This window comes from Corynebacterium humireducens NBRC 106098 = DSM 45392 (genome assembly GCF_000819445.1).
Lineage (GTDB): Bacteria > Actinomycetota > Actinomycetes > Mycobacteriales > Mycobacteriaceae > Corynebacterium > Corynebacterium humireducens.
The window spans coordinates 1,390,134-1,412,802 of sequence record NZ_CP005286.1; the positions used below are offsets into that span (position 1 = coordinate 1,390,134).

Annotated in this window: 24 protein-coding genes; 20 read left to right on the plus strand and 4 right to left on the minus strand. The window is 69.7% G+C overall.

Annotation, left to right across the window (positions count from 1 at the left end; translation table 11 throughout):
• The first annotated feature begins 21 nt into the window (after window positions 1–21).
• The 10 genes from B842_RS06945 to B842_RS06990 all read left to right on the plus strand — a co-directional run bounded on the left by B842_RS06945 (window position 22) and on the right by B842_RS06990 (window position 11,960).
• Window positions 22–858, plus strand: coding sequence for a tRNA (adenine-N1)-methyltransferase (locus B842_RS06945; RefSeq protein WP_040085871.1), 837 nt, complete (start codon window positions 22–24; stop codon window positions 856–858).
• Window positions 859–935: 77 nt separating this feature from the next.
• Entirely contained in the window at window positions 936–2,441 is a 1,506-nt protein-coding gene (gene arc, locus B842_RS06950; protein ID WP_040085872.1) for a proteasome ATPase, read from the plus strand.
• Between the two features lie 11 nt (window positions 2,442–2,452).
• Window positions 2,453–4,015, plus strand: a complete 1,563-nt coding sequence (gene dop / locus B842_RS06955; protein ID WP_040085873.1) for a depupylase/deamidase Dop — start codon at window positions 2,453–2,455, stop codon at window positions 4,013–4,015.
• Between the two features lie 28 nt (window positions 4,016–4,043).
• A complete protein-coding gene (locus tag B842_RS06960; RefSeq protein ID WP_040085874.1) occupies window positions 4,044–4,232 on the plus strand; it encodes a ubiquitin-like protein Pup in 189 nt (62 codons plus the stop codon).
• A gap of 6 nt (window positions 4,233–4,238) precedes the next feature.
• Window positions 4,239–5,657 (plus strand): Pup--protein ligase, encoded by a 1,419-nt coding sequence (pafA, locus tag B842_RS06965; RefSeq protein WP_040085875.1) that lies wholly within the window; start codon window positions 4,239–4,241, stop codon window positions 5,655–5,657.
• 19 nt (window positions 5,658–5,676) lie between these two features.
• Window positions 5,677–6,633 carry a helix-turn-helix transcriptional regulator gene (locus B842_RS06970; protein WP_040085876.1) on the plus strand — a complete coding sequence of 319 codons (957 nt, stop codon included), beginning with the start codon at window positions 5,677–5,679 and terminating at the stop codon, window positions 6,631–6,633.
• On the plus strand, window positions 6,630–7,607 hold the full coding sequence (locus B842_RS06975) for a helix-turn-helix transcriptional regulator (RefSeq protein WP_040085877.1): 978 nt from the start codon (window positions 6,630–6,632) through the stop codon (window positions 7,605–7,607). Before B842_RS06970 ends, B842_RS06975 begins: the two co-directional genes overlap by 4 nt.
• Window positions 7,608–7,663: 56 nt before the next feature.
• Window positions 7,664–8,020 carry a Sec-independent protein translocase subunit TatA gene (gene tatA / locus B842_RS06980; protein ID WP_040085878.1) on the plus strand — a complete coding sequence of 119 codons (357 nt, stop codon included), beginning with the start codon at window positions 7,664–7,666 and terminating at the stop codon, window positions 8,018–8,020.
• Between the two features lie 18 nt (window positions 8,021–8,038).
• A complete protein-coding gene (gene tatC / locus B842_RS06985) occupies window positions 8,039–9,061 on the plus strand; it encodes a twin-arginine translocase subunit TatC (protein ID WP_082028400.1) in 1,023 nt (340 codons plus the stop codon).
• A gap of 106 nt (window positions 9,062–9,167) precedes the next feature.
• Window positions 9,168–11,960 carry a DEAD/DEAH box helicase gene (locus B842_RS06990; RefSeq protein WP_040085879.1) on the plus strand — a complete coding sequence of 931 codons (2,793 nt, stop codon included), beginning with the start codon at window positions 9,168–9,170 and terminating at the stop codon, window positions 11,958–11,960.
• 120 nt (window positions 11,961–12,080) lie between these two features.
• On the opposite strand, the gene B842_RS06995 is transcribed toward B842_RS06990, so the two are convergent.
• Window positions 12,081–12,689 carry a S1 family peptidase gene (locus tag B842_RS06995; RefSeq protein ID WP_052437803.1) on the minus strand — a complete coding sequence of 203 codons (609 nt, stop codon included), beginning with the start codon at window positions 12,687–12,689 and terminating at the stop codon, window positions 12,081–12,083.
• 28 nt (window positions 12,690–12,717) lie between these two features.
• Between B842_RS06995 and B842_RS07000 the strand changes: the two genes are divergently transcribed.
• Both B842_RS07000 and B842_RS07005 read left to right on the plus strand, forming a co-directional pair.
• Window positions 12,718–13,827, plus strand: a complete 1,110-nt coding sequence (locus B842_RS07000; protein WP_040085880.1) for a M24 family metallopeptidase — start codon at window positions 12,718–12,720, stop codon at window positions 13,825–13,827.
• Window positions 13,824–14,543 carry an SDR family oxidoreductase gene (locus B842_RS07005; protein WP_040085881.1) on the plus strand — a complete coding sequence of 240 codons (720 nt, stop codon included), beginning with the start codon at window positions 13,824–13,826 and terminating at the stop codon, window positions 14,541–14,543. Before B842_RS07000 ends, B842_RS07005 begins: the two co-directional genes overlap by 4 nt.
• Here the strand turns inward: B842_RS07005 and B842_RS07010 are convergent.
• Window positions 14,540–15,004 (minus strand): hypothetical protein, encoded by a 465-nt coding sequence (locus B842_RS07010; protein WP_040085882.1) that lies wholly within the window; start codon window positions 15,002–15,004, stop codon window positions 14,540–14,542. The genes B842_RS07005 and B842_RS07010 overlap by 4 nt on opposite strands.
• Window positions 15,005–15,033: 29 nt before the next feature.
• Between B842_RS07010 and B842_RS07015 the strand changes: the two genes are divergently transcribed.
• From B842_RS07015 to B842_RS07030, 4 genes are read left to right on the plus strand one after another with little or no spacing between them, the layout of a single operon-like run.
• Window positions 15,034–16,344: a lipase family protein gene (locus tag B842_RS07015; RefSeq protein WP_040085883.1), complete on the plus strand. Its 1,311-nt coding sequence runs from the start codon at window positions 15,034–15,036 to the stop codon at window positions 16,342–16,344.
• Between the two features lie 10 nt (window positions 16,345–16,354).
• Window positions 16,355–16,885, plus strand: coding sequence for an FxsA family protein (locus B842_RS07020; protein ID WP_040085884.1), 531 nt, complete (start codon window positions 16,355–16,357; stop codon window positions 16,883–16,885).
• Window positions 16,882–18,384 (plus strand): apolipoprotein N-acyltransferase, encoded by a 1,503-nt coding sequence (gene lnt, locus B842_RS07025; RefSeq protein ID WP_040085885.1) that lies wholly within the window; start codon window positions 16,882–16,884, stop codon window positions 18,382–18,384. The genes B842_RS07020 and lnt overlap by 4 nt, the downstream gene beginning before the upstream one ends.
• Window positions 18,381–19,184, plus strand: coding sequence for a polyprenol monophosphomannose synthase (locus B842_RS07030; protein WP_040085886.1), 804 nt, complete (start codon window positions 18,381–18,383; stop codon window positions 19,182–19,184). Before lnt ends, B842_RS07030 begins: the two co-directional genes overlap by 4 nt.
• A gap of 64 nt (window positions 19,185–19,248) precedes the next feature.
• Here the strand turns inward: B842_RS07030 and B842_RS07035 are convergent, their stop codons facing one another.
• Complete coding sequence (locus B842_RS07035; protein WP_040085887.1) at window positions 19,249–19,635, minus strand: RNA polymerase-binding protein RbpA; 387 nt, start codon at window positions 19,633–19,635, stop codon at window positions 19,249–19,251.
• 107 nt (window positions 19,636–19,742) lie between these two features.
• Between B842_RS07035 and B842_RS13970 the strand changes: the two genes are divergently transcribed.
• The 4 genes from B842_RS13970 (at window position 19,743) to B842_RS07050 (ending at window position 22,127) form a co-directional block, all read left to right on the plus strand.
• Window positions 19,743–20,078 (plus strand): hypothetical protein, encoded by a 336-nt coding sequence (locus B842_RS13970; RefSeq protein WP_373277286.1) that lies wholly within the window; start codon window positions 19,743–19,745, stop codon window positions 20,076–20,078.
• 8 nt (window positions 20,079–20,086) lie between these two features.
• Complete coding sequence (locus B842_RS07040; RefSeq protein ID WP_040085888.1) at window positions 20,087–20,788, plus strand: YceI family protein; 702 nt, start codon at window positions 20,087–20,089, stop codon at window positions 20,786–20,788.
• A 9-nt stretch (window positions 20,789–20,797) separates the two neighbouring features.
• Entirely contained in the window at window positions 20,798–20,971 is a 174-nt protein-coding gene (locus B842_RS13845) for a hypothetical protein (RefSeq protein WP_040085889.1), read from the plus strand.
• A gap of 388 nt (window positions 20,972–21,359) precedes the next feature.
• A complete protein-coding gene (locus tag B842_RS07050; RefSeq protein WP_040085890.1) occupies window positions 21,360–22,127 on the plus strand; it encodes an amidohydrolase family protein in 768 nt (255 codons plus the stop codon).
• Here the strand turns inward: B842_RS07050 and B842_RS07055 are convergent.
• Window positions 22,124–22,654 carry an SRPBCC domain-containing protein gene (locus B842_RS07055; protein ID WP_040085891.1) on the minus strand — a complete coding sequence of 177 codons (531 nt, stop codon included), beginning with the start codon at window positions 22,652–22,654 and terminating at the stop codon, window positions 22,124–22,126. The two genes, B842_RS07050 and B842_RS07055, sit on opposite strands and share 4 nt — an antisense overlap.
• Window positions 22,655–22,669 lie beyond the last annotated feature (15 nt).

Here is a 22,669-nt window from a genome sequence, read left to right on the forward strand (position 1 = left end):
CCCTCCCGCTAGGAGCCCCCATTGGCCTACTCCGGTCCCTTCCAGCCCGGTGACCGCGTCCAGCTCACTGACGCCAAGCGCAGGCACTTCACCCTCATCCTCAACCCGGGGGAGAAGTTCCACACCCACAAGGGCGAGATCCTGCACGACCAGATCATCGGGATGGACGAGGGCTCCGTCATCCAGTCCTCCCTGGGCGCGGACTACCTGCTGTTCCGGCACCTCATGGTCGACCACGTCCTGTCGATGCCGCGCGGCGCCGCCGTCATCTACCCGAAGGACTCCGCGCAGATCCTCGTCGAGGGCGACATCTTCCCGGGGGCCCGCGTCCTCGAGGCCGGCGCCGGCTCCGGCGCGCTGTCCATGGCGCTGCTGCGCGCCATCGGCCCGGAGGGTGAGCTGATCTCCTACGAGATCCGCGAGGACCACCTCGAGTTCGCCGAGTCCAACGTCGACGAGTACTTCGGCGGCCGCCCGGCGACCTGGGACCCGCGCCTCGGTGACCTCACCCAGGTCACCGTCGAGGACCTTGGCGGCCCCGTCGACCGCGTCATCCTCGACATGCTCGAGCCGTGGGAGTGCCTCGACGTGGTCAAGGACGTGCTCATCCCGGGCGGCGTGTTCATGACGTACGTGGCCACCGTCCCGCAGCTCATGAAGGTGATGGAGGGCATCCGCGAGCGCCAGTGCTTCACCGAGCCGCGCGCGTGGGAGTCCCTGGTCCGCGAGTGGAAGGTCGAGGGTCTGGCGACCCGCCCGGAGCACCGCATGAACGCCCACACCGCCTTCCTCGTGCTCACCCGCCGCCTCGCCGACGGGGTCACCCCGCCGCGCCCGCAGCGCCGCGCGCGCAAGTAGGGGACGGCCCGGCGCGGGCACCGGGGTTAAACGCCGGGGTTGAACACCGTCAAGGTGGCGAGGGTTACAGTTGTCTCATGACTAACGCCCAGACCACCGATGCGACCGCCCTCCGGCGGGAGATCCAGACCCTGAGCAGCCGCAACGCCAAACTCGCGCAACTGCTCAAGTCCTCGCGGGACAAGCTCAAGGATCTGTCCGCCCAGATCGACGCCCTCGGCGAACCCGCCTCCACGTACGGCATCTTCCTGGAGGGGGGAGTGGGCCGTGACGCCGAGGTGTTCACCGCGGGCCGCCGGATGCGCCTCAAGGTCTCGCCGGACGTGGCCGACTCCGACCTGGTGCCGGGCTCGCTCGTGCGGCTGGGGGACGGGGCGATCGTCGTCGAGGTCTGCGGTTTCCCGGACACCGGTGAGCTGGGCATGCTCACGGAACGTATCGGGGCGGGGCGTGCGCTGGTGGCCAACGCCACGGGCGAGGAACGCCTGGTCCGCCTGGCGGCGCCGCTGGAGAAGACCGCCCGTGCCGGCGACACCCTGCTGGTGGACACGAAGGCGGGGGTGGCGCTGGAGCGCATCCCCAAGACGGAGGTCTCCCAGCTCTCCCTGGAGGAGGTGCCGGACGTCTCCTACGCCGACATCGGCGGCCTCGACGAGCAGATCGAGCAGATCCAGGACGCCGTGGAGCTGCCCTTCTCCCATCCGGAGCTCTACCGCCGCTACCAGCTCAACCCGCCGAAGGGCGTCCTGCTCTACGGCCCGCCAGGCTGCGGCAAGACGCTCATCGCGAAGGCGGTGGCCAACTCGCTGTCCCGCCGGGTCGGCGACGGCGCCACCAGCTACTTCCTCAACGTCAAGGGCCCGGAGCTGCTCAACAAGTACGTCGGTGAGACCGAGCGTCGCATCCGCCTCATCTTCGAGCGCGCCCGGGAGCTGGCGGGGGAGGGCCGGCCCGTCATCATCTTCTTCGACGAGATGGAGTCCATCTTCCGCACCCGTGGTTCCGGCGTGTCCTCCGACATGGAGACCACCGTCGTGCCGCAGCTGCTCACGGAGCTCGACGGCGTGGAGAACCTGGCCAACGTCATCATCATCGGCGCCACCAACCGCGAGGAGCTCATCGACCCGGCGCTGCTGCGCCCGGGTCGCCTGGACGTGAAGATCCGCGTCCAGCGCCCCACCCGGGACGGGGCGCGCGACATCTTCGAGCGCTACCTCACCGAGGCGGCGCCGCACGCGGTGCCGGTGGCGGAGTTGATCGAGGTGGGCGTCGAGAAGCTCTTCGAGCAGCGACCCTTCGTGGAGCTCACCCTCGTCGACGGTGAGGTGGAGGTCCTCGACTACTCGGACTTCGTGTCGGGCGCGATGATCGCCAACATCGTCGACCGCGCGAAGAAGCTGGCCATCAAGGACCACCTCGCCGGCGTCAGCGAGGACGGCGTCACGGTCGCGCACATCGAGGAGGCGGTCGCCGCCGAGCAGAACGAGTCCGAGGACCTGCCGAACACCGCGAACCCCGACGAGTGGTCGCGGATCGCGGGCAGGCACGGCAAGCGTGTCGTCCAGGCGCGAGTGATTGGTTAGGGTGTGACGACATGAGCAGATTCATGGGTACGGAAACCGAGTACGGCATCGCGACGCCGTCGGACCCGGGCATCAGCCCGATCCTCACCTCGACGCACGTGGTGGTGGCGTACGCCGCGATGAACACCGGCGCGCGCTCCCGCTGGGACTACGAGGAGGAGTCGCCCCTCCGGGACACCCGCGGCTTCGACCTGCGCCGCTACCACACGGTGCCGGTTGTCGACCCGGACGCGGTGGGCATCGCCAACGTGGTCACCACCAACGGCGCCCGCTTCTACGTCGACCACGCGCACCCCGAGTACTCCTCGCCGGAGGTGTCCAACGCCTACGACGCGATGGTCTACGACGCCGCCGGCGACGTCATCATGCGCAAGGCCGTCGCGAACGTGCAGGAGCTCTACGAGCAGGGCGTGAGCATCCTCAAGAACCACGAGCCGTGCCCGCCGCTGAAGATCTACAAGAACAACGTCGACGGCAAGGGCGCCTCCTACGGTGCGCACGAGAACTACCAGTACTCGCGCCGCACCGACTTCGACGTGCTCACGCAGGCGCTCATCCCGTTCTTCGTCACCCGCAACGTCATCATCGGCGCGGGCCGGCTGGGCATCGGCGAGGCCGGCGAGCAGGACGGCTTCCAGATCTCCCAGCGGGCGGACTACTTCCACCAGGAGATTTCGCTGGAGACGACGCTCAACCGCGGCATCGTCAACACCCGCGACGAGCCGCACGCCAACGCCGTCCACTTCCGCCGCCTGCACACCATCGTCGGGGACGCGAACATGTCGCAGACCTCGAACTTCCTCAAGCTGGGCATGACCAAGCTGGTCATCGACGCCATCGAGAACGACGTCGACTTCTCCGACCTGCGCCTGGTCGACCCGGTGGCGGAGATCAAGCGCGTCTCCCACGACCTCACGCTCACGCACCGCCTGGCGCTTCGCGACGGCCGCGAGCTCACCGCCCTGGAGATCCTCGCGGAGTACCGCTCGCGGGTGACCGCCGTCGACGACGTCGACGAGCGCGTCATCGCCCTGTGGGGCGAGGTCATGGAACTGCTTGCCGACGACCCCCTGAAGACCTCCCACCTGCTGGACTGGACGGCCAAGTGGTCGCTCATCAAGGGCTACCTGGACCGCGGCGTCGACATCTCCGACCCGAAGCTCAAGCTCATCGACCTGCAGTACTCCGACATCGACCCCGCGAAGTCGCTGTACCACGCACTCGTGCGCAAGGGTCGCATGGTCACCCTCGCCACCGAGGAGGAGATCGCGGAGGCCGCGCAGACCCCGCCGGCCGCTTCCCGCGCGTGGTTCCGCGGTGCCGTGTCCGCGCGTTTCCCCGACGACGTCATCGCCGCGAGCTGGCAGACGATGATCCTCAGGTACTCCGGCGGCACCGCCCGTTTCCAGACCAACGAGGTGGACAAGCTCACCCGCGACCACGTCGGTGAGATCATCAACTCGGCGGCCGACACCGACGAGCTGATCGAGAAGCTCACGGCCGTCGACTTCGCGCCGGACCACTACGTCACGCACCACAACAAGACGCACGTCAACAAGCCCCACCAGCACTAGACAACCCACAAGAAGGAGCCCGAGAACAATGACCGGACCCCAGTCCCAGATCTCCGCCGGCGGCGGCAGCGACAACAGCGGCGACGACGCCTTCGAGGCCGGCCAGGCCCAGCTCAACACCACCGGCACCGATGACCTGCTCGACGAGATCGACGGTCTCCTCGAGACCAACGCCGCCGAGTTCGTCCGTTCCTACGTGCAGAAGGGCGGACAGTAGTCCCTCATGACCTCCCCCGTGTTCGCCCGCCGCATCGTGGGCGTGGAAACCGAGTACGGCATCACAGCGGTCGCCGGTGAGGGCGGCAGCTCGCTGACCCCGGACGAGATCGCCCGCTACCTGTTCCGGCCGATCGTCGACAGGTACGCCAGCTCGAACATCTTCACCCGCAACGGTTCCCGCCTCTACCTGGACGTCGGCTCCCACCCGGAGATCGCCACCGCCGAGTGCGACAGCCTCACCCAGCTGCTCAACCACGAGCAGGCGGGCGACGTCGTCGTCGACGAGCTGGCCCGTCGCGCGGAGGAGGCCCTGGCCGCCGACCGCATCGACGGCCGCGTCTACCTGTTCAAGAACAACGTCGACTCGGTGGGCAACTCCTACGGCTGCCACGAGAACTACCTGGTCAGTCGGCACCTGCCGCTGCGGAACCTGGGCAAGCAGCTCCTGCCGTTCATGATCACCCGCCAGCTCATCTGCGGGGCGGGCATGGTCGGGCGGGCGACGGGCGGCTACCAGCCGGGCTTCGTCATCTCCCAGCGCGCGGACCAGGTGTGGGAGGGCATCTCCTCGGCGACGACCCGCGCGCGGCCGATCATCAACACCCGCGACGAGCCCCACGGCGACTCGCAGCGTTTCCGCCGCATGCACGTCATCGTCGGCGACTCGAACATGTCGGAGACGACGTTCGCGCTCAAGGTCGGGGCCACGCTGCTGGTCCTCGAGATGGTCGAGGCGGGCGTCGCGCTGCCGGACTTCGAGATGCACAACCCGATCGGCCACATCCGCGACATCGCCCGCGACATGACCGGCGGCACCCTGCTCGACCTCAAGGCGGGCGGCACCGTCACGGCGCTCGAGGTGCAGGAGGCCACCCTCGCCGCTGCGACGCAGTGGCTGGAGGAGCGCCCCGACGAGGGCACCCCGACGGCGGAGCTGCGCCGCGTCGTCGACCTGTGGACCCGCCAGCTGGAGGCGATCCGCACGCAGGACTTCTCCCGGGTCGACCGCGAGATCGACTGGGTGATCAAGCTCAACCTGCTCAACCGCTACCGCGAGCGCCTCGGCGAGGACTGGGGGCACCCGAAGCTCGCCCAGGTCGACCTCACCTACCACGACATCCGCCCCGGCCGCGGCCTGTTCCCGCTGCTGGAGAGCCGGGGCCTGGCCGAGCGCTGGACCACGGACGAGGCGATCCACGCGGCGCGGGACACCGCCCCGGAGACCACCCGCGCCCGTCTGCGCGGGCAGTTCATCGCGCGGGCGGAGGAGCTGGGCGTGCCCGTCACCACCGACTGGGTGAACCTCAAGGTCAACGAACCGGAGCCGCGCGTGGTGGAACTTCTCGATCCTTTCGTGCCGGTTGACGCGCGCGTCGACGAGCTCCTGGCCTATCTTGAGGAGAGCGCCGCGGCGCGCGGCTGAGCTAACGGCAGGAGGCCCCATGGGCAGGCAGGACAAGGCGGTGCACCGCCTGACCAACCTCGTGTTCGCACTGCAGGAGGCGGACCGGCAGGGCGGGCGCATGCTCACCCCGGAGTGGATCAGACGGAATGTCGACGGCTACGCCGACAGCACCCAGGAGGCGTTCCAGCGGCGCCTCATCCGCGACATCACCACCCTGGGCCGCGCCGGCGTGCCCCTCGAGCAGCGCAGTGCCGGCGCCGACGGCGGCACCGCCTACCGGCTGCTCACCGACCGCTACGAACTCCCCGAGGTCTCCTTCACCCCGGAGGAGGCCGCCGTCCTCGGCATGGCCGGGGACCTGGGGGAGTCGAGCGAGCTCGGCGTGTTCGCCCGCTCCGGATGGACGAAGCTGGCCGCCGCCGGCGTGCGCCGGGACCTCTCCGAGGCGCCCGTGTTCACCACCGTGAACGACAGCCACCGTCTGTCCGCGGAGGTCCTCAACAACATCCTCACCGTCATCCGCGCGGGCCTGCGGATGTCCTTCGACTACGTCGCCACGCCCACCTCCGAGCCGGTGCGCCGCACCATGGACCCCTGGGCGCTGGTGCCGCTGCAGGACCGCCTCTTCCTCGTCGGCCACGACATCGACCGTGACGCACCCCGGTCCTTCCGCGTCCTGCGCATCGCCAAGGTCTACGGCAAGCGCACCCCGGCGACGCACCCCCGCCCGGAGACGAACCTGCAGGAGGTCGTCGAGAAGTCCCTGCGTGCGCTGCACCAGCGTGTCGACGCCGTGCTCACCATCCCCGAGGGGATGGCCCACGAGCTCGCCGCCGCCGGTGAGCGCCGGGCGGACGGGCGCACCGAGCTTCTCGACGTCGACCGCACCTGGCTGGCGCGCACCGCCGCCGGCTTCGCCCCGGACGTCATCGTCCACGAACCCGCCGACGTGCGCGCGGACGTCATCGCGCTGCTGAAGGGAGTGTCCCGTTGACCCGCCACGTCGACTCCTCGACGAAACTCGACCGCCTCGTCCGGTCGCTCAACCTCATCCCGTACTTCCAGTCGCACCCCGACCGCAGCCTCATGGAGGCGGCGAAGGACCTGGGCCGCGACCCCGCGGAACTGCAGCTGGAGATCCAGCGCCTGCAGTGCTGCGGCGTGGGCACGTGGCCGGAGGAGCTCGTCGACCTGGAGGCGAGCTGGCAGCGGGTGTCCATCTCCAACTCCCAGGGCATGGACCGCCCGCTGCGGCTCACGCCGACGGAGGCCGGCGCGCTGCTGCTCACCCTCGAGTCGCTGGAGGCGATGCCGGGGCTCACCGACCGGGAGGCGGTGCTCTCGGCGGCGGCGAAGCTGCGCTCGATCATGGACTCCGAGGCCGTGGCGATCTTCGACTCGCTGGCGGCCGACGACCCCGCCGAGTCCACCCCGCAGGAGATCCTCCGGGAGGCCATCTCCGCCGGCCGCCGCGTGGCCTTCACGTACCGTTCCATCTCCTCGGACACCACCCGCCGCCGGGAGGTCGACCCCGCCAAGATCTTCGTCACCGAGGGGGAGACCTATCTCACAGCCTGGGACGGGGAGGCCAGCCAGCACAAGAACTTCCGCGCCGATCGCATGAGTCAGGTGGAGATCCTTGACCAGGAGGCGTCGCCGCACCTGGAGAAGCTCCCCTTCGACCCGGAGGACCCCTTCGGCTACCGCATGATCGCCCAGCAGGCGGACCTGCTCATCCACCCCGAGCACACCTGGCTGGCCGACTATTTCCCCATCACACTGGGCGAATCCGTCCCCGGCGAACCCGTGCCCGCCCGCATGCCCGTCGGTTCCGAGGGGTGGTTCATCCGCTTCGCCCTCGGACAGTCCGACCGGCTCACGGTGACGGGGCCGGAGGAGCTGGTGGCGAAGGTGCGACGCCGCGCATCCGCCGCCCTCGCCGCGTATGATGGCACGCCAGACAGTTAGCGCCGTAGAAGTGCTACCGTTGCCCTGATACACCTGCTCTCCACTGAAAGGCAGTCATGCCCAACATCGGTCCCACCGAGCTCATCATCATCGTCGTCGTGCTGATCCTGCTCTTCGGCGCCAAGAAGCTGCCGGATGCAGCCCGCTCCCTCGGACGCTCCATGCGTATCTTCAAGTCCGAGGTCAAGGAGATGAGCAACGACGACCAGCCGCAGCAGCCGCAGGGCCAGATCGCTCCGCCGCAGCAGCCGCAGCAGGGCTACTGGGAGCAGCCGCAGAACCAGCCGCAGGCACAGCCCCTGCAGCAGCCGCAGAACCCCCAGCAGCAGGGCCAGTACGGGCAGCCGGGACAGCAGTACCCGCCGCAGGACCCCGGGTACCCGCAGAACCCGCAGCAGCCGAACCAGCAGTAGGGCAGGTAAGCGTCGACAATGTCCCAGTCCGGTGACGTGACCCGGCGGCGCCCGCGGCGGAGCAGGAAGAAGAAGTCGCCCACCGGCGACATGTCACTGGTGGAGCACCTGCAGGAGCTGCGCCGTCGCGTCATCATCTCGTTGCTCGCCCTCCTGGGCGGCACCATCCTCGGCTTCCTCTGGTACCAGCACAGCCCTTTCGGGCTCATGCCACTGGGTGAGATCCTCCGGGGACCCTACTGTGCCCTGCCGCCGGAGAGCCGCGCGGATTTCACGGGTGACGGCGAGTGCCGCCTGCTCGCGACAGGCCCCTTCGAGATGTTCATGCTGCGCCTCAAGGTCGGTGCCCTCGCTGGCCTGGTGCTGTCGTCGCCGGTGTGGCTGTACCAGATCTGGGCGTTCATCGTCCCGGGCCTGCACAAGAAGGAGCGTCGCTCCACCTTCACCTTCGTGTCGCTGGCGGTGCTGCTTTTCGTCGCCGGCGCGATCATCGCCTACTTCGTCGTCCACTACGGCCTGGCGTTCCTGCTCACCATCGGTGACCAGACACAGGTCGCCGCGCTGACAGGTGAGCGCTACTACAACTTCCTGCTGGCTCTGCTGCTCATCTTCGGCGTGAGCTTCGAGGTGCCGCTCATCATCGCGATGCTCAACATCATCGGCGTTCTCGAGTACGAGACGATCAAGGAGAAGCGCCGGATCATCATCCTCGTGCTCTTCGTGTTCGCCGCGTTCATGACGCCGGGCCAGGACCCCTTCTCCATGGTCGTCCTCGCCCTGTCGCTCACCCTGCTCGTCGAGATGGCCATGCAGTTCGCGCGTTGGAACGACAGGCGCCGTGAGCGGAAGCGTCCCGAGTGGATGGACCTCGACGACGACACCGCCTCGCCGCTGAGCAGCGGCCCCGGTGGGCTGGCGGCCCCCGACCCGATCGCAGCCCCGCAGCCGGTGGAACCCGCCCGCCCGCGCAGCAGCTTCGAGCAGCAGGGGCCGGGAGGCAGCGGCCCCGGCTCCCCGGGCGCCTTCGACGACGTGCTGTAGCACCCCACCCCGTGGCCAGCCTGGTCACGGGGTGTTGTCGTCGGGGGTGACCGGCATGGGTCACGGGGGCCGGGCGCGCGCCCGCGTTTTCAGTAACGTGGATCCCATGAACGGTAACGTCGCCCCCGGCTCCCACCTCGCTGAGTTCGCCTCCCGCTTCTCCTTCCCCCTGGACGACTTCCAGATCCAGGGGTGCCAGGCGGTGGAGGAGGGCCACGGGGTTCTCGTCTGCGCACCCACCGGTGCCGGCAAGACCATCGTCGGCGAGTTCGCCGTCTCCCTGGCGCTGTCCCAGGGCACCAAGTGCTTCTACACCACGCCGATCAAGGCGTTGAGCAACCAGAAGTTCCATGACCTGCAGAAGGACTACGGCGAGGACGCCGTGGGCCTGCTCACCGGTGACGTCTCCATCAACGGCAACGCCGAGATCGTCGTCATGACGACCGAGGTGCTCCGCAACATGATCTACGCCGGCTCGGCCACACTCGACCGGCTCAGTCACGTCGTCATGGACGAGATCCACTACCTCGCCGACCGGGAACGTGGTGCGGTGTGGGAGGAGGTCATCCTCAACCTCGACGAGTCGGTCAACATCATCGGCCTGTCGGCCACCGTGTCCAACTCGGAGGAGTTCGGCGACTGGCTGTCCACGGTGCGCGGTGACACGAAGGTCATCGTCACCGACAAGCGCCCCGTCCCGCTGGAGCAGTGGATGATGGTGGGCCGCAAGATCTACCCGCTCTTCGAGCCGGGCACCGGCGGCCAGGTCAACCGCGAGCTCGAGCACGTCATCTCCCGCATCCAGGCGGACCAGGCGGAGGAGGGGCGCGCCGACTACGAGTCGGGCCGCGGCTTCCGGGCCCGCGCGGAGGGCCGCCGTTCCGGGATCAAACGTCCCGAGGACCGCCAGCGCCCGGTCGGTCGCCCCGACGTCATCCGGGTGCTGCAGGGCCGCGACATGCTGCCCGCCATCACGTTCATCTTCTCCCGCGCGGGCTGCGACGGCGCCCTCCACCAGTGCCTGCGCTCCAACCTGGTGCTCACCGACCACGCGGAGGCGCAGCGCATCGAGGAGATCATCGACGAGGGCGTCGAGGGCATCCCGGAGGAGGACCTCGAGGTCCTGCAGTTCCCCCAGTGGAAAGCCGCCCTCAAGCGGGGTTTCGCCGCCCACCACGCGGGCATGCTCCCGGCGTTCAAGCACATCGTCGAGAAGCTCTTCGTGCAGGGCCTGGTGCGCATGGTCTTCGCCACGGAGACCCTCGCCCTGGGCATCAACATGCCGGCGCGTTCCGTGGTGATGGAGAAGCTCGTGAAGTTCGACGGCGAGGGGCACGTGGACCTCACCCCGGGGCAGTACACGCAGCTCACGGGCCGGGCCGGACGCCGCGGCATCGACGTCATCGGGCACGCCGTCGTCCAGTGGTCCCCGGCGATGGACCCGCGGGCGGTGGCGGGGCTGGCGTCGACACGCATGTACCCGCTGATCTCCACGTTCGCCCCCGGCTACAACATGGCCGTCAACCTGCTCGGCATGATCGGCTTCGAGCCTTCGCTGCGGCTGCTGGAGAAGTCCTTCGCCCAGTACCAGGCCGACGGTTCCGTCGTCGACGACGTCCGGGAGATCGAACGCGCCGAACACCGCGTGCGCGAACTGCGGACACAGCTTCTCGACGCCATCGGCACCTTCGCCCCACCCACCCGCGACGGCGAGGACCCCGCGGAGATGCTCATGGAGTACATGCAGCTGCGCCGCGACCTCAGCGAGGAGGAGAAGGCCTCCCGCGTCCACTCCCTCGAGCAGCGCCAGCAGGAGACGGTCACCCTGCTGGGCAAGATGCAGCTGGGCGACGTCATCGTCATCCCGGGACGCAAGCACCCGGTGCTCGCGGTCGTGGTGACGCCCGCGAACCAGACCCGCGACCCCCGCCCCTGGGTGACCACCGAGCAGGGCTGGTCCGGGCGCATCGACGCCTCCTCCTTCCACAACCCGCCGCAGACCATCGGCCGGATGAAGCTGCCGCGCCGCGTCCTGGACAACCCCCGCCGCAACACCCGCCACATCGTCGACCAGTTCCAGCGCACCCGCTTCAAGCGCCCGAACAAGATGCGCGAGCGGGCGCGCGTCCGCGACTCCAAGAAGGTCGTCGCCCTGCGCGAGGCCATGCGCAACCACCCCGTCCACTCCTGGCCGGCCACCGACCGCGAACAGCTCGCCCGGGTGGGGGAGAAGCTGGCCCGCCGCGAGCGGGAGCTGGCGCGGCTCAACGCGCGCGTCGAGAAGGCCACCGACACCCTCGGCCGCCACTTCGAGCGCATCATCGGCCTGCTCTCCGAGATGAGCTACGTCGAGTTCGAGGGCACAGGCCCGGACCGTGTCCCGGTGATCACCCCCGAGGGTGAGCTGCTCTCCCAGATCCACAACGAGTCCGACCTGCTCGTCGCCCAGTGCCTGCGCCGCGGCATCTGGAACGACCTGGACCCGGCGGAACTGGCCGGCGTGGTCTCGCTGTGCACCTTCGAGAACCGCAAGGGCTTCGGCGGTGAGGCGAACGCCGCCACCGACCGGATGGCCGACGCCATGGACGCCACCGTCCGCATCTGGCAGGAACTGGCCACCGACGAGAAGCGCCACCGCCTGCCCATCACCCGCGAACCGGAGGCCGGTTTCGCCCTGGCCATGCACCAGTGGGCGGCGGGCGCCCCGCTCGGCTACTGCCTGGCCGCCGCCGCCGAGTCCGGCGCGGAGATGACCCCCGGTGACTTCGTCCGCTGGTGCCGCCAGGTCATGGACCTGCTCGGCCAGGTGGCCAAGACGGCGTACACCGACGACGTGCAGGCCAACGCCCGGCGCGCCATCGACGCGATCCGGCGTGGTGTGGTGGCGATCGGTAGCTGAGGCGATCCCGCCTCCCAAGTGCGAGAGGAGATGTTCGGGGTCAATGCCCTCTCGAACCTGCGCCGCCTCCGGGCACCCCGTCTCGACGATGTGGTCTCGACCGTGTGAAATGCGCCCCCGCTAGTACGCCGCGTCCAGCGCCTCCACCGCCGCCCGGATCGCCCGGCGGTGCGGAGCCACCTGCGCGACGGTCGCCAGGCCGGTGTTCCAGCCGAAGGGGTCGGTGATCATCGACTGCACCGCCACGATCTCCCGGTCGACCAGCACCGGCCCACCCGAGTCCCCCTTAACGGCCCGGGGGTTGTTGAACAGCACCGCCGCGGAGGTCACCAGCGTGCGCAGGTTCCGGCCCAGCGCGAACGGGGTGCGCCCGAGGACGCGGCCGGTCCGGTGCTGCAGCCTGTGCCAGCTCTTCCCGAAGCCCTCGGTGACGGTGGGGGCGAGCCAGGGGGCGGGGTGCGTCGACAAGCGGAGGAGCTGCTTCGGCGGGGAAGGGCGGTCGAGGCGGAGCACCGCAAGGTCGGTGCGCGGGATGCGCACGGCCCCGAGGACCCGGGCGTGGAAGTGCGCGCCGCCGACGCGGATCGGTCCGGAGCGTTCCCGCAGGAAGTGGGCGCAGGTGAGCACGTACTCGGTGCGGGAGGCGGGCGTGGCCTCCAGGTCGGGGCTGATGAGCACGCCGGAGCAGTAGGCACGGCCGGAGCTGAGGCGGACGGTGATGGCGGACACGGTGTCCCAGGGTACCTACCATGGGGGCATGGCTGATCTCTTTCCCGTCGACGTCTACGACCGGCGCCTCACCCGTGCCGCTGAACTGTGCCGCGAGGAGGGGTTGGCCGGTCTCATCATCGGCACGGGCCCGGAGCTGGCGTACCTGACCGGTTCGTGGGTGTCGTCCCATGAGCGGCTCACGGTGCTGGTGATCCCCGCGGAGGGGCGGCCGGTGCTGCTGGCTCCGGCGACGGACATCGGTGACCTGGAGCGTTCGGCGTTGCCGCACCTGGACGTGGTGGTGCGCGGCTGGGTCGACGGCGATGACGCCCACGCGTGGGCCGCCGCGGTGCTCGACCACGGTCCGGTGGCGCTGGGGTCCTCCCTGACGACGGTGCACGTGCTGCGCCTGCAGGAGCTTCTCGACGCCCCCACGCTCCCCGCCGCGACCACCCTCAAGGAGCTGTTCATGCGGAAGGACCCCGCGGAGATCGAGGAGCTGGCATTGGCCGCCGCCGCGATCGACCGGGTGCATGAGCGGGTGCCGGCGCTGCTGCGTCCGGGGCGGACGGAGGCGGCGGTGGCGGCGGATCTGTCGGCGCTGATCCTCAAGGAGCATGACGTGGTGGACTTCGTCATCGTCGGTTCCGGCCCCAACGGGGCGAATCCGCACCACAGCCACTCGGGTAGGGAGCTGGTGACCGGTGACGTCGTGGTCGTGGACGTGGGTGGCACCCGTGGTCCGGGCTACCACTCGGACTCGACGCGCACCTACGTCGTCGGGGGTCCCGGGGAGGCGTCCCGCGAGGTGCGCAACGCCTACCGGGTGCTGCAGGACGCGCACGGGGCGGCGCTGGCGCAGGCCCGCCCCGGGGTGACTGCGGCATCCGTGGACGCGGCGGCCCGCGAGGTGATCGAGGAGGCCGGCCTCGGGGAGTACTTCATCCACCGCACGGGGCACGGCATCGGCCTGTCGACGCACGAGGAGCCCTACATCATGGCCGGGAACGGCCTGGTCCTGGAGCCGGGGATGTGCTTCTCCATCGAGCCGGGCATCTACCTGCCCGGGAAGTGGGGGATGCGCCTGGAGGACATCGTCGTGGTCACGGACACCGGCGCGGAGTCCCTCACCCGGCAGGAGCGTGAGCTGCGGTGACCGGCGTCCTGCTGCTCGGCGGCACCTCCGAGATCGGCCTCGAGCTGACCCGCCGTCTCTGCAAGGGGCGCCCGGTGGTACTCGCCGCCCGCCGGGAGACCGACCCGGGCCCGCTTCTCGACGCCGGCGCCACCGCCGTCCACCACCTCGACTTCGAGGCGGGCGACCTGGGGAGCCACCGGGACGTCGTCACGCGGGCGGTGGAGCTGACCGGGGGAGTGGGCACGGCGGTCGTGGCCTTCGGCATCCTCGGGGACCAGGCGCGCGCGGAGCGGGACGAGGCGCATGCCGCGGAGATCGCCACGGTCGACTACACCGCCCAGGTGTCGGTGCTGACGGTGCTCGCCGACGTCATGGAGGCCGGTGAGATCGTCGCGTTCTCGTCCATCGCCGGGTGGCGGGCCCGGCGCGCCAACTACGTGTACGGCTCGACGAAGGCGGGCCTCGACGCCTTCTGCCAGGGCCTGTCCGACCGCCTGCACGGCAGCGGGCTGCGGCTCATCACGGCGCGGCCCGGTTTCGTCATCGGCTCGATGACGGAGGGCATGGACCCGGCACCCATGTCCGTCACCCCCGACCAGGTGGCGGAGGCCGTCGCCGCGGAGATCCGCGGGGGCCGCGACAGCACCACGCTGTGGATCCCCGGCCGGCTGCGCCTCCTGGCGTGGGTCATGCGCGTGGTGCCGCGGCCGGTGTGGCGGCGGATGCCCCGCTAGCTGCGGCCCGGGAGCAGGGGCGACTCGGCGTCGAAGATGAGCCCGAGCGGGGCCAACACGCGCACGACCTGCTCGGCGATGCCCTCGCTGAGCCCCTCGATCTGGATGATCCCGCCCCGGCACACGCGCACGGGGGCCTCGATGACGTCGAGCATCCGCGCGATGTGGGTGCTCATCGTGCCCTCCACGAGGCCCGCGCCGAGGGTGACCAGCCCCTCGGACTGCCCGAGCCAGCCGATCTCGCCCTCCGGGGCGGCCGTGGCGGCCGTGGTGGCGGGGGCGGGGTGGAAGCCGGGGACATCGACACACATGACGCCGTGGAGCCGCACGCGGCCCTCGAGGGTGACGTGGATGCGGCCGTCACCGTGGTCGTCGGCGAAGGTCGCGAGCGGTTCCCAGCCACCCGGCGGCACCGAGTGGTCGGCGGGGATGAGGTCGGAGAAGTCTGCGCTGGCGGTCATGGGGGGACATTCTAGTTAAGGTGGGGCCCATGGTCGGAAGCCGCTCACCCCGGATCCACCGGGCCGGTGTGCACGCGGCCACCGCGCGGGCCTGGGTGCCGCTGATGGGCGACGTCGGCAGGGGAGTGGTGCGACGCCTCCGCGGGGGCACGCGCTCGCCGACGCGGCCGAGGTTCGCGGACTGGGAGTCCGAGCCCAGCTTCTCCGACGCCACCTGGGTCATCGGCCGTCCGCCCGGCACGCTGCTCGCCTCCGCGCCGATGCGTCTCATGGGTGGTTCCGGCGGCATCAACCGGGCGACGGCGTGGCGCATCGAGTACGTCACCACCGACGCCCGCGGCCGCACCATCACCGCCACCGGCGCCTACCTGCACTCGCACAGCCCGTGGCGCGGCGGGGCCCGCCCGGTCATCGCGTTCGCTCCCTCCACGCAGGGCGTCGCGCCGCACTGCGACCCCTCGTGGTCGATGTCCGTCGGCATGAGCGTCTCCCTGCGCGGGCCGGTCGACGTGGTCGCCTCCTATGAGCTGCCCGCCGTCACCGCGCTGCTGGCCTCCGGTGCACACGTCGTGCTCACGGACTACCCGCGTGACCCGGACCTCGGCTGGCAGCTCTACTGCGACCACCCCTCGGGCGGGCACGCGCTCCTCGACGCCGTCCGTGCCGCCCGTCAGCTCCACCTCCCGGAGTCCGCCCCGGTGGGGTGCTGGGGCTTCTCGCAGGGCGGGGCCGCCGTCGGCTGGGCCCTGGAGTATCCCGGCTACGCCCCCGACGTCAGCCCGGTCGCCGCGGTCATCGGGGCGCCGCCCTCGCGTCTCGACGACGTCCTCGCCCACGTCGACGGCTCCCTCGTCACCGGGGTGCTCTCCTATGCGGTCGCCGGGCTGCTCGTCGTCTCCCCGGAGATCCGCGCCGAGATCCTCACCGCCCTCACCCCGGAGGGCCTGGACCACGTCACCGCCGACCTCGCCACCTGCGCCGTCAGTTCCGTGTTCACCTCCGGCTGGCGCGGCACCCACCGCTGGACCCACGCGGGCGTGCCCCTCGGGGAGCTTCTCGACGACCTGCCCCACGTCTCCGCCGAGTTCGACGCCCGCCGCCTCGGCTGGGGCACGCCGTCGGTGCCAGTGCTGCTGTGGGGGTCGCGTCACGACGACGTCGTGCCCGTCGCCCAGGTCCGCGAGCTGCGCGACACCTGGCGCGCCGCCGGGGCCGACGTCACCTGGTACGAGGACCGCAGCCTGCGGGTGCCCGGCCGGACCGGGGCCAACCACTTCGGTCCCTACTACCGGCACCTCACCCGCAACGTCGGGTGGTTGCTCGATCAACTACGCCGGTAGGGTGGCTCATGTGCCGTTGATCTTCGCTGTTTTCCCCGTCCTCATCATCGAGGCCCTCGTCTTCTGGGCCGCCGCCTCCTGGCTCGGCATCGGATGGGCGTTGTTCCTCATGTTCGCCCTCATGGCCGTGGGCGTGCTGGCCGCACCCCTGGAGATGCGCCGCGTCGGTGCCCTGGCCGCCCGCCAGAAGGTGACCGCCGGCCGCGTCGCCGGTGATTACGGGCTCCTCACCGCCGGGGCGATCCTCGCCGGTTCGCCCGGCATCGCCTCCTCGGTGGTGGGACTGCTGCTCATCCTCCCGCCGACCCGTGCCGTGGTGCGCGGGCTGCTGGCGCGCAAGCTCATGAAGTCGATCGAGGATCTCGGTGTCCGCAGCTTCGAGGCCACCCAGGCGGGCCGCCAGGGGACCAGCTACGGCAGCTTCACCGACCCTGCCGCGCCGCCCGCCGACCGGCCCGGCCCCACCGGTCCTGCCGAGGTCATCGATGAGGCCGAGATCGAGAAGTGGACCAAGGACATCCGCCCGGAGGACTTCAAGTGATCCTCCTGCTGCGGCTGCTGCTGGCCGCAGCCTCCGGTTTCCTCACCTACACCTCCAATGAGCCGCTCGGCTGGTGGCTGGCGGGCCTGGTCGGCATGGCCGGGCTCTACGCCGCGCTCATGCCGTGGCGGGGGCAGGGTCCCTCGCTGAGGTCCGGGGCGCTGCTCGGTTTCACCCACGCGCTGGTGCTCTACCTGTTCATGCTGCCGTGGATCGGCGTGTTCGTGGGCAACCTGCCCTACATCGCCCTCGCCGTGTTCTGCGCCCTCTACGCCCTGGTGATGGGCGTCGGGGGCGTCGCCGTCGCCCGCTGGCGCTACGGCGCGCTCGCCTTCCCCTTCGTCTACCTGCTGGTCGAGTGGGCGCGCAGCTCCTTCCCCTTCGGCGGTTTCGCCTGGGTGCGTCTGGCCTGGGGGCAGATCAACGGGCCGCTGGCCAACCTCGCCGTCTGGGGTGGCCCGGCCCTGGTGAGCCTGGCGACGGCCGCGGTCGGCGCCGGCCTGGCCGTCCAGTTCCTCCGCCACCGTGGCGTGCGCGTCGCCGGGGCGCTCACGGTCCTGGTGGCCCTCCTGGCGGGCCTCGTCACCGGCTGGACCGTGGTCGACCGGGACTCGGTGACCGTCGGTGAGGTCCGTGTCGCGGCCGTGCAGGGCAACGTGCCCCGCCTGGGCCTGGACTTCAACGCCCAGCGCCGCGCCGTCCTGGCCAACCACGTGAGGGTCACCGAGGAGCTGGCGGGGGAGGAGCTCGACATGGTCATCTGGCCGGAGAACTCCTCCGACGTCAACCCCTTCGCCGACCCGGAGGCCGGCGCGCTGGTCAGTCATGCGGTGCGGGCCGTCGATACGCCGATCGTCGTGGGCACCATCACCCGTGACGAGGTCGGCGACCGCAACACCATGGTCGTCATGGACCCGGAGACCGGCCGCGGTGCACAGCACGACAAGCACTTCCTCCAGCCCTTCGGCGAGTACATGCCGTGGCGTGACTTCTTCCGCCTGTTCAGCGAGTACGTCGACCAGGCCGGTGACTTCAAGCCCGGCCCGCCGGAGTTCACCGTGCCGGTGCGTGACGTCGTCCTCGGCGTCGCCACCTGCTACGAGGTCGCCTTCGACCCCGCGCTGCGCACGGCCGTCCGCGACGGCGCCCAGATCCTGTCCACGCCCACGAACAACGCCACCTTCGGCTTCACCGACATGACCTACCAGCAGCTGGCGATGAGCCGCATGCGGGCGATCGAGGTCGACCGGGCCGTCGTGGTGGCCGCCACCTCGGGGGTCTCCGCGATCGTCCACCCGGACGGCTCCGTCAGCCAGGAGACCGGGATCTTCGAGTCCGGCAAGCTCGTGGAGACCCTGCCGCTGCGGGATTCCCTCACCCCGGCGGCACGTTTCGGTGATCGCACCGAATATGCCCTTATAATCCTCGGAGGCATCCTCTTCGCTGCCGCTCTGGTGGGCACCCGCCGACAGACCACCCCCAAGAAGGAGACTCCGTGACCAACCCCAGTGACGCGACCCTGGTGATCATCCCGACCTACAACGAGCTGGAGAACCTCCCGCTGATCGTCGGCAGGGTCCGCGCCGCCACTCCGGAGGTCGACATTCTCGTCGTCGACGACAACAGCCCCGACGGCACCGGTGACAGGGCCGATGAGCTGGCCGCCGCGCACCCCAACGTCCACGTCCTCCACCGCGAGGGCAAGGGCGGCCTGTGCGGCGCCTACGTCGCGGGCTTCCAGTGGGGCCTCGAGCGCGGGTACACCGTCCTCTGCGAGATGGACGCCGACGGCTCCCACGCCCCGGAGCAGCTGCGCCTGCTTCTCGACGAGATCGACGACGGCGCCGACGTCGTCATCGGCTCCCGCTACGTACCGGGCGGCAAGGTCGTGAACTGGCCGAAGAAGCGCTGGATCCTGTCCAAGGGCGGCAACATCTACATCTCGCTCATGCTGGGCGCCGGGCTCACCGACATGACCGCCGGCTACCGCGCCTACCGCCGCGACGTCATCGAGTCCCTCGACCTCGACGAGCTCTCCAACGCCGGCTACATCTTCCAGGTCGACCTGGCGTGGCGTGCCGTCTCCGGCGGTTTCGACGTCCGCGAGGTCCCGATCACCTTCACCGAGCGGGAGATCGGCGAGTCCAAGCTGGACGGCAGCTTCGTCAAGTCCTCGCTGGCCGAGGTCACCCGCTGGGGTGTCCGCCACCGCCTCGAGCAGCTGTGTGACATCTTCAGCGTGACCCGCCGCATGTTCCAGCACGAGTACCGCCACTGGAAGCGCAGCCGCCTGCGCTAGAAAACAGAAACTCCCCTCCCGGGGGTGGGAGGGGAGTGACGGGGGGACGTCGACAAGCGGGGGACTAGCCCTGCTCAGCCGCCTCCTGCGCCTGCTGCTCCTTGAGCAGGCGGGAGGCCGCGCGACGGCGCTTGCGGAGGAGCTCGATGCGCTCCTCCAGCAGGACATCCAGCTCCTCGAGCGTACGACGCTCCAGGAGCATGTCCCAGTGGGTGCGCGGCGGCTTCACCGGCTTGGACTCAACGCCCTCACCCTCGACGAGGGTGCCCAGCTGGCCGTTCTTGCACATCCACTCCTCGGGGATCTCCGCATCGTCGGCGAACGGGACCTCGTAGATCTCACCGTTCGCGGTGCGGTACTTCACCATCTGGCGCGGAGCAAGGTCGTGGTCGCGGTCAGTTTCGTAGCTGACGGCACCCATTCGACTGCCGCGGAGTACGCGATCTGCCATTGCGGCATCATCCTTTTCGTTTGTTCACTGGTAGACGTACCACTATAACGGACGAGCCGCCCGTTTTGTTCCCGCCAAGACCTCCGGAGATCAGTTATGGTGGTCACGTGACGATATCCCCGACCAATCCCGCGGTGTCCTGCGCGTGGTGCGGCAAGGAGCTGGTCCTCACCGGCCGCGGCCGCCCCCGGAAGTACTGCAGCAGATCCTGTAAACAGCGGGCATATGAACAACGTCAGAGTGTCTCAGGTACCAGTATCCCGGCGGAAGCGGTTATCATTCATCCGGACCGCGCAGCCGCCCTGCGAGACTCACTCTTCGAGCTGCGTTGCGCGGCTGAAGACGTCGCCACCGCATCTGCGGAGGGCGCCGAACCGGAGGAGATCCGCGTCCTGTGCTCCGAACTCGTGGCACTCGCACGGACGATCGAGAAGTTGAGGTAACTACGGGTATGACCACCCAGAACAAGTCCGCCAGCAAGGTCGTCATCGCGATCTTCGTGATCCTCATCGTGGTGCTCGCCCTCGTGGCGGTCGTGCCGACCCTGCTCGCACTGGCGATGGGCCCCGGCATCAAGACCGAGGGGATGAATTCCCAGGGTGCGAAGCCCGCGACCACCGACGTCAACGGGGAGTGGCACGTCGCCCACTACCGTGGCCAGAACACCACGTCGGTCGGCTTCACCTTCTTCGAGATCCTGCCGTCGGACCGCCGTTCCACCTCCGGGTCCACCCAGGCCGTCGAGGGCTGGGCCACCATCGAGGAGGGCACCCTCAAGGCCGGTGAGGTCGTCGTCGACATGAACGAGATCTCCACCGACAACGAGCGCCGCGACATCAACGTGCGCAACAAGATCTTCCACACCAACCAGTTCCCGACGGCCACCTTCTCGATCACCGAGCCCGTCGACCTCTCCGAGGTTCCCGGCAACGGCACCCCCGGAAAGGTGACCCTCACCGGCGAGATGGAGATCCGCGGCGAGACCCGCCCGCTGGTCCACGAGTTCGACGTCCTCCGCGACGGCGACCGCATCATCGTCGCCGGTGACGTCCTGATCAACCGCAACGAGTACGGCGTGGAGTCCCCGGAGTTCGTCGCCGCCAAGATCGACGACACGGGTGAGCTGAACATCCGTCTCGCGCTCGAGAAGTAGGGGAGCCACATGAACCCGTCCCGCATGATCCCGGCGATCTGGATCCGCCTCATCGTGATGCTGGTGTTCGGCATCTTCGTCTCGTGGCAGGGGTACTGGTTCATCGGCATCCTGGCCGGCGTCCTGGTCCTGGTGTCCATCTGGCAGCTCTGGATGGCGTACAGGCAGCGCGGCGGCAGATAGGTTTTCCCACGTAAGTTACGTCACAGTGACGAAACGGGGACGGGTCCGGGGTCACGGAAGAAACGCGGCCACCGGGCCTTTTCGTCCCTGAGGCGGGATATGACCTCAGGGAGATTTCGCTTTTCGACGCCCGGGCGGACCGGGGACATCGCGCCGGCCCGGAGCGCGTGGGACGCGCGGAGCGTCGGCAAGCGGCCGGGCGCGTCACGGAGGGTCAGGGCGCAGGGACATTGAGCCGAGCCATGCAGGAGGTCCCGGAGACACCGATTCCGGGTGAATCCCCAGCCACCCCCAATGCGCCGATAATGTACATTATGTCATTTCACATCAAGACCCGCCGCCCCACCAGGACCCGGACAGATGCCCGACGAAGTGCAACAATGGGTGCATGCTCTCCCCGTTGTTCGACTCGCACCTGCACATCATCGACCCCCGGCACCCCCTGGTCCCGAACCGTGGGTTCATCCCGCCACCCTTCTCCGTCGATGACTACGTGCAGCGGGTCAAGGGGCTCAACGTCATCAGCGGCGCGGTCGTTGCCGGTTCCTTCCACGGTTTCGACACGGGCCACCTGGTCGCGGCGCTCCGGAAGCTCGGACCGAACTTCGTCGGTGTCGCGCAGGTGCCCGGGGACATCTCCGACTCGGAGATCCTGCGTCTCGACGCCCGCGGCATCCGCGCCGTCCGCTTCAACCTCGCCCGCTGCGGTTCCGTCACCCCGGAGGCCCTCGACAGCCTCGCCCGGCACGCCTACGACGTGGCCGAGTGGCACGCGGAGCTCTACGTCGACTCCCGTCATCTCCCCGAGCTCCACGACACGCTGGCGGCCCTGCCGTCGGTGAGCATCGATCACATGGGCATGACCCGGGAGGGTCTCCCCCATCTGCTGCGCCTCGTGGAGGCAGGCGTGAAGGTGAAGGCCACGGGCTTCGGGCGGCTGGACTTCCCGGCGGTCGACGCGATCCGGGCGATCATGGACGTCGACCCGACGGCCCTCATGGCCGGCACGGACCTGCCTTCGACGCGCGCCGAACGGCCCTTCGCCGACTCCGACCTGGAGATGCTCCGGGACACCATCGGCCCGGAGCACATGGAGGCCGTGTTCCACAGGAACGCGGAGGCCCTCTACCTGGACCCCGTGGCGGTCGAGGTCTAGTTCTCCTCGGGCATCTGACCGGGCTCCTCGGGGAGCTCGCGGCCGTAGTGGGCGCACAGGGCCGGGTGGTAGTCCTCCCACCGCAGCGAGTCCGGGTCGCCGCCCTCGAGGGCCACGATGAGGCGGTCGAGGTAGTACTCCCAGCCGGGGCCGAGGTCGGCGGCCTCGTGGTCGAGGTCGTCGAGACGCTGGCGGAACTCCAGGTCGGTCTCCTCCCCCGCGGCGTTCAGGGTGACGGCCAGCACCCAGTCCCCTGCCGGGCTCTCCAGGGTGACGGCGAGGGCGGTGGGCGCCTCGCAGTGCTGGATCCGCACGTCACCGGGCTGCTCCGGGGCCTCCCGGGTGGTGAGGACGACGGTGCCCGTGGCGGGATCGCCCTCGTAGGTGCCGTACCAGGTGCCGAGCAACGCGGGGTCGGTGATCTGGTTCCAGACCGCGTCGATGACGAAGGGGATACGGCGGGTGATGATCAGCTCGGGGCCGATGACGCCGGTGGACAGGTAACCGGTGGGCTCACGTGTGGTCATGTCCCCATGGTGCCA

Excerpts from the sequence above, each read along its gene's own strand:
- arc (WP_040085872.1), top strand. The coding sequence starts at position 936 with ATGACTAACGCCCAGACCACCGATGCGACCGCCCTCCGGCGGGAGATC.
- dop (WP_040085873.1), top strand. The coding sequence starts at position 2,453 with ATGAGCAGATTCATGGGTACGGAAACCGAGTACGGCATCGCGACGCCG.
- B842_RS06960 (WP_040085874.1), top strand. The coding sequence starts at position 4,044 with ATGACCGGACCCCAGTCCCAGATCTCCGCCGGCGGCGGCAGCGACAAC.
- pafA (WP_040085875.1), top strand. The coding sequence starts at position 4,239 with ATGACCTCCCCCGTGTTCGCCCGCCGCATCGTGGGCGTGGAAACCGAG.
- B842_RS06970 (WP_040085876.1), top strand. The coding sequence starts at position 5,677 with ATGGGCAGGCAGGACAAGGCGGTGCACCGCCTGACCAACCTCGTGTTC.
- tatA (WP_040085878.1), top strand. The coding sequence starts at position 7,664 with ATGCCCAACATCGGTCCCACCGAGCTCATCATCATCGTCGTCGTGCTG.
- tatC (WP_082028400.1), top strand. The coding sequence starts at position 8,039 with ATGTCCCAGTCCGGTGACGTGACCCGGCGGCGCCCGCGGCGGAGCAGG.
- B842_RS06990 (WP_040085879.1), top strand. The coding sequence starts at position 9,168 with ATGAACGGTAACGTCGCCCCCGGCTCCCACCTCGCTGAGTTCGCCTCC.
- B842_RS07000 (WP_040085880.1), top strand. The coding sequence starts at position 12,718 with ATGGCTGATCTCTTTCCCGTCGACGTCTACGACCGGCGCCTCACCCGT.
- B842_RS07010 (WP_040085882.1), bottom strand. The coding sequence starts at position 15,004 with ATGACCGCCAGCGCAGACTTCTCCGACCTCATCCCCGCCGACCACTCG.
- B842_RS07015 (WP_040085883.1), top strand. The coding sequence starts at position 15,034 with ATGGTCGGAAGCCGCTCACCCCGGATCCACCGGGCCGGTGTGCACGCG.
- B842_RS07035 (WP_040085887.1), bottom strand. The coding sequence starts at position 19,635 with ATGGCAGATCGCGTACTCCGCGGCAGTCGAATGGGTGCCGTCAGCTAC.
- B842_RS07040 (WP_040085888.1), top strand. The coding sequence starts at position 20,087 with ATGACCACCCAGAACAAGTCCGCCAGCAAGGTCGTCATCGCGATCTTC.
- B842_RS13845 (WP_040085889.1), top strand. The coding sequence starts at position 20,798 with ATGAACCCGTCCCGCATGATCCCGGCGATCTGGATCCGCCTCATCGTG.
- B842_RS07050 (WP_040085890.1), top strand. The coding sequence starts at position 21,360 with ATGCTCTCCCCGTTGTTCGACTCGCACCTGCACATCATCGACCCCCGG.
- B842_RS07055 (WP_040085891.1), bottom strand. The coding sequence starts at position 22,654 with ATGACCACACGTGAGCCCACCGGTTACCTGTCCACCGGCGTCATCGGC.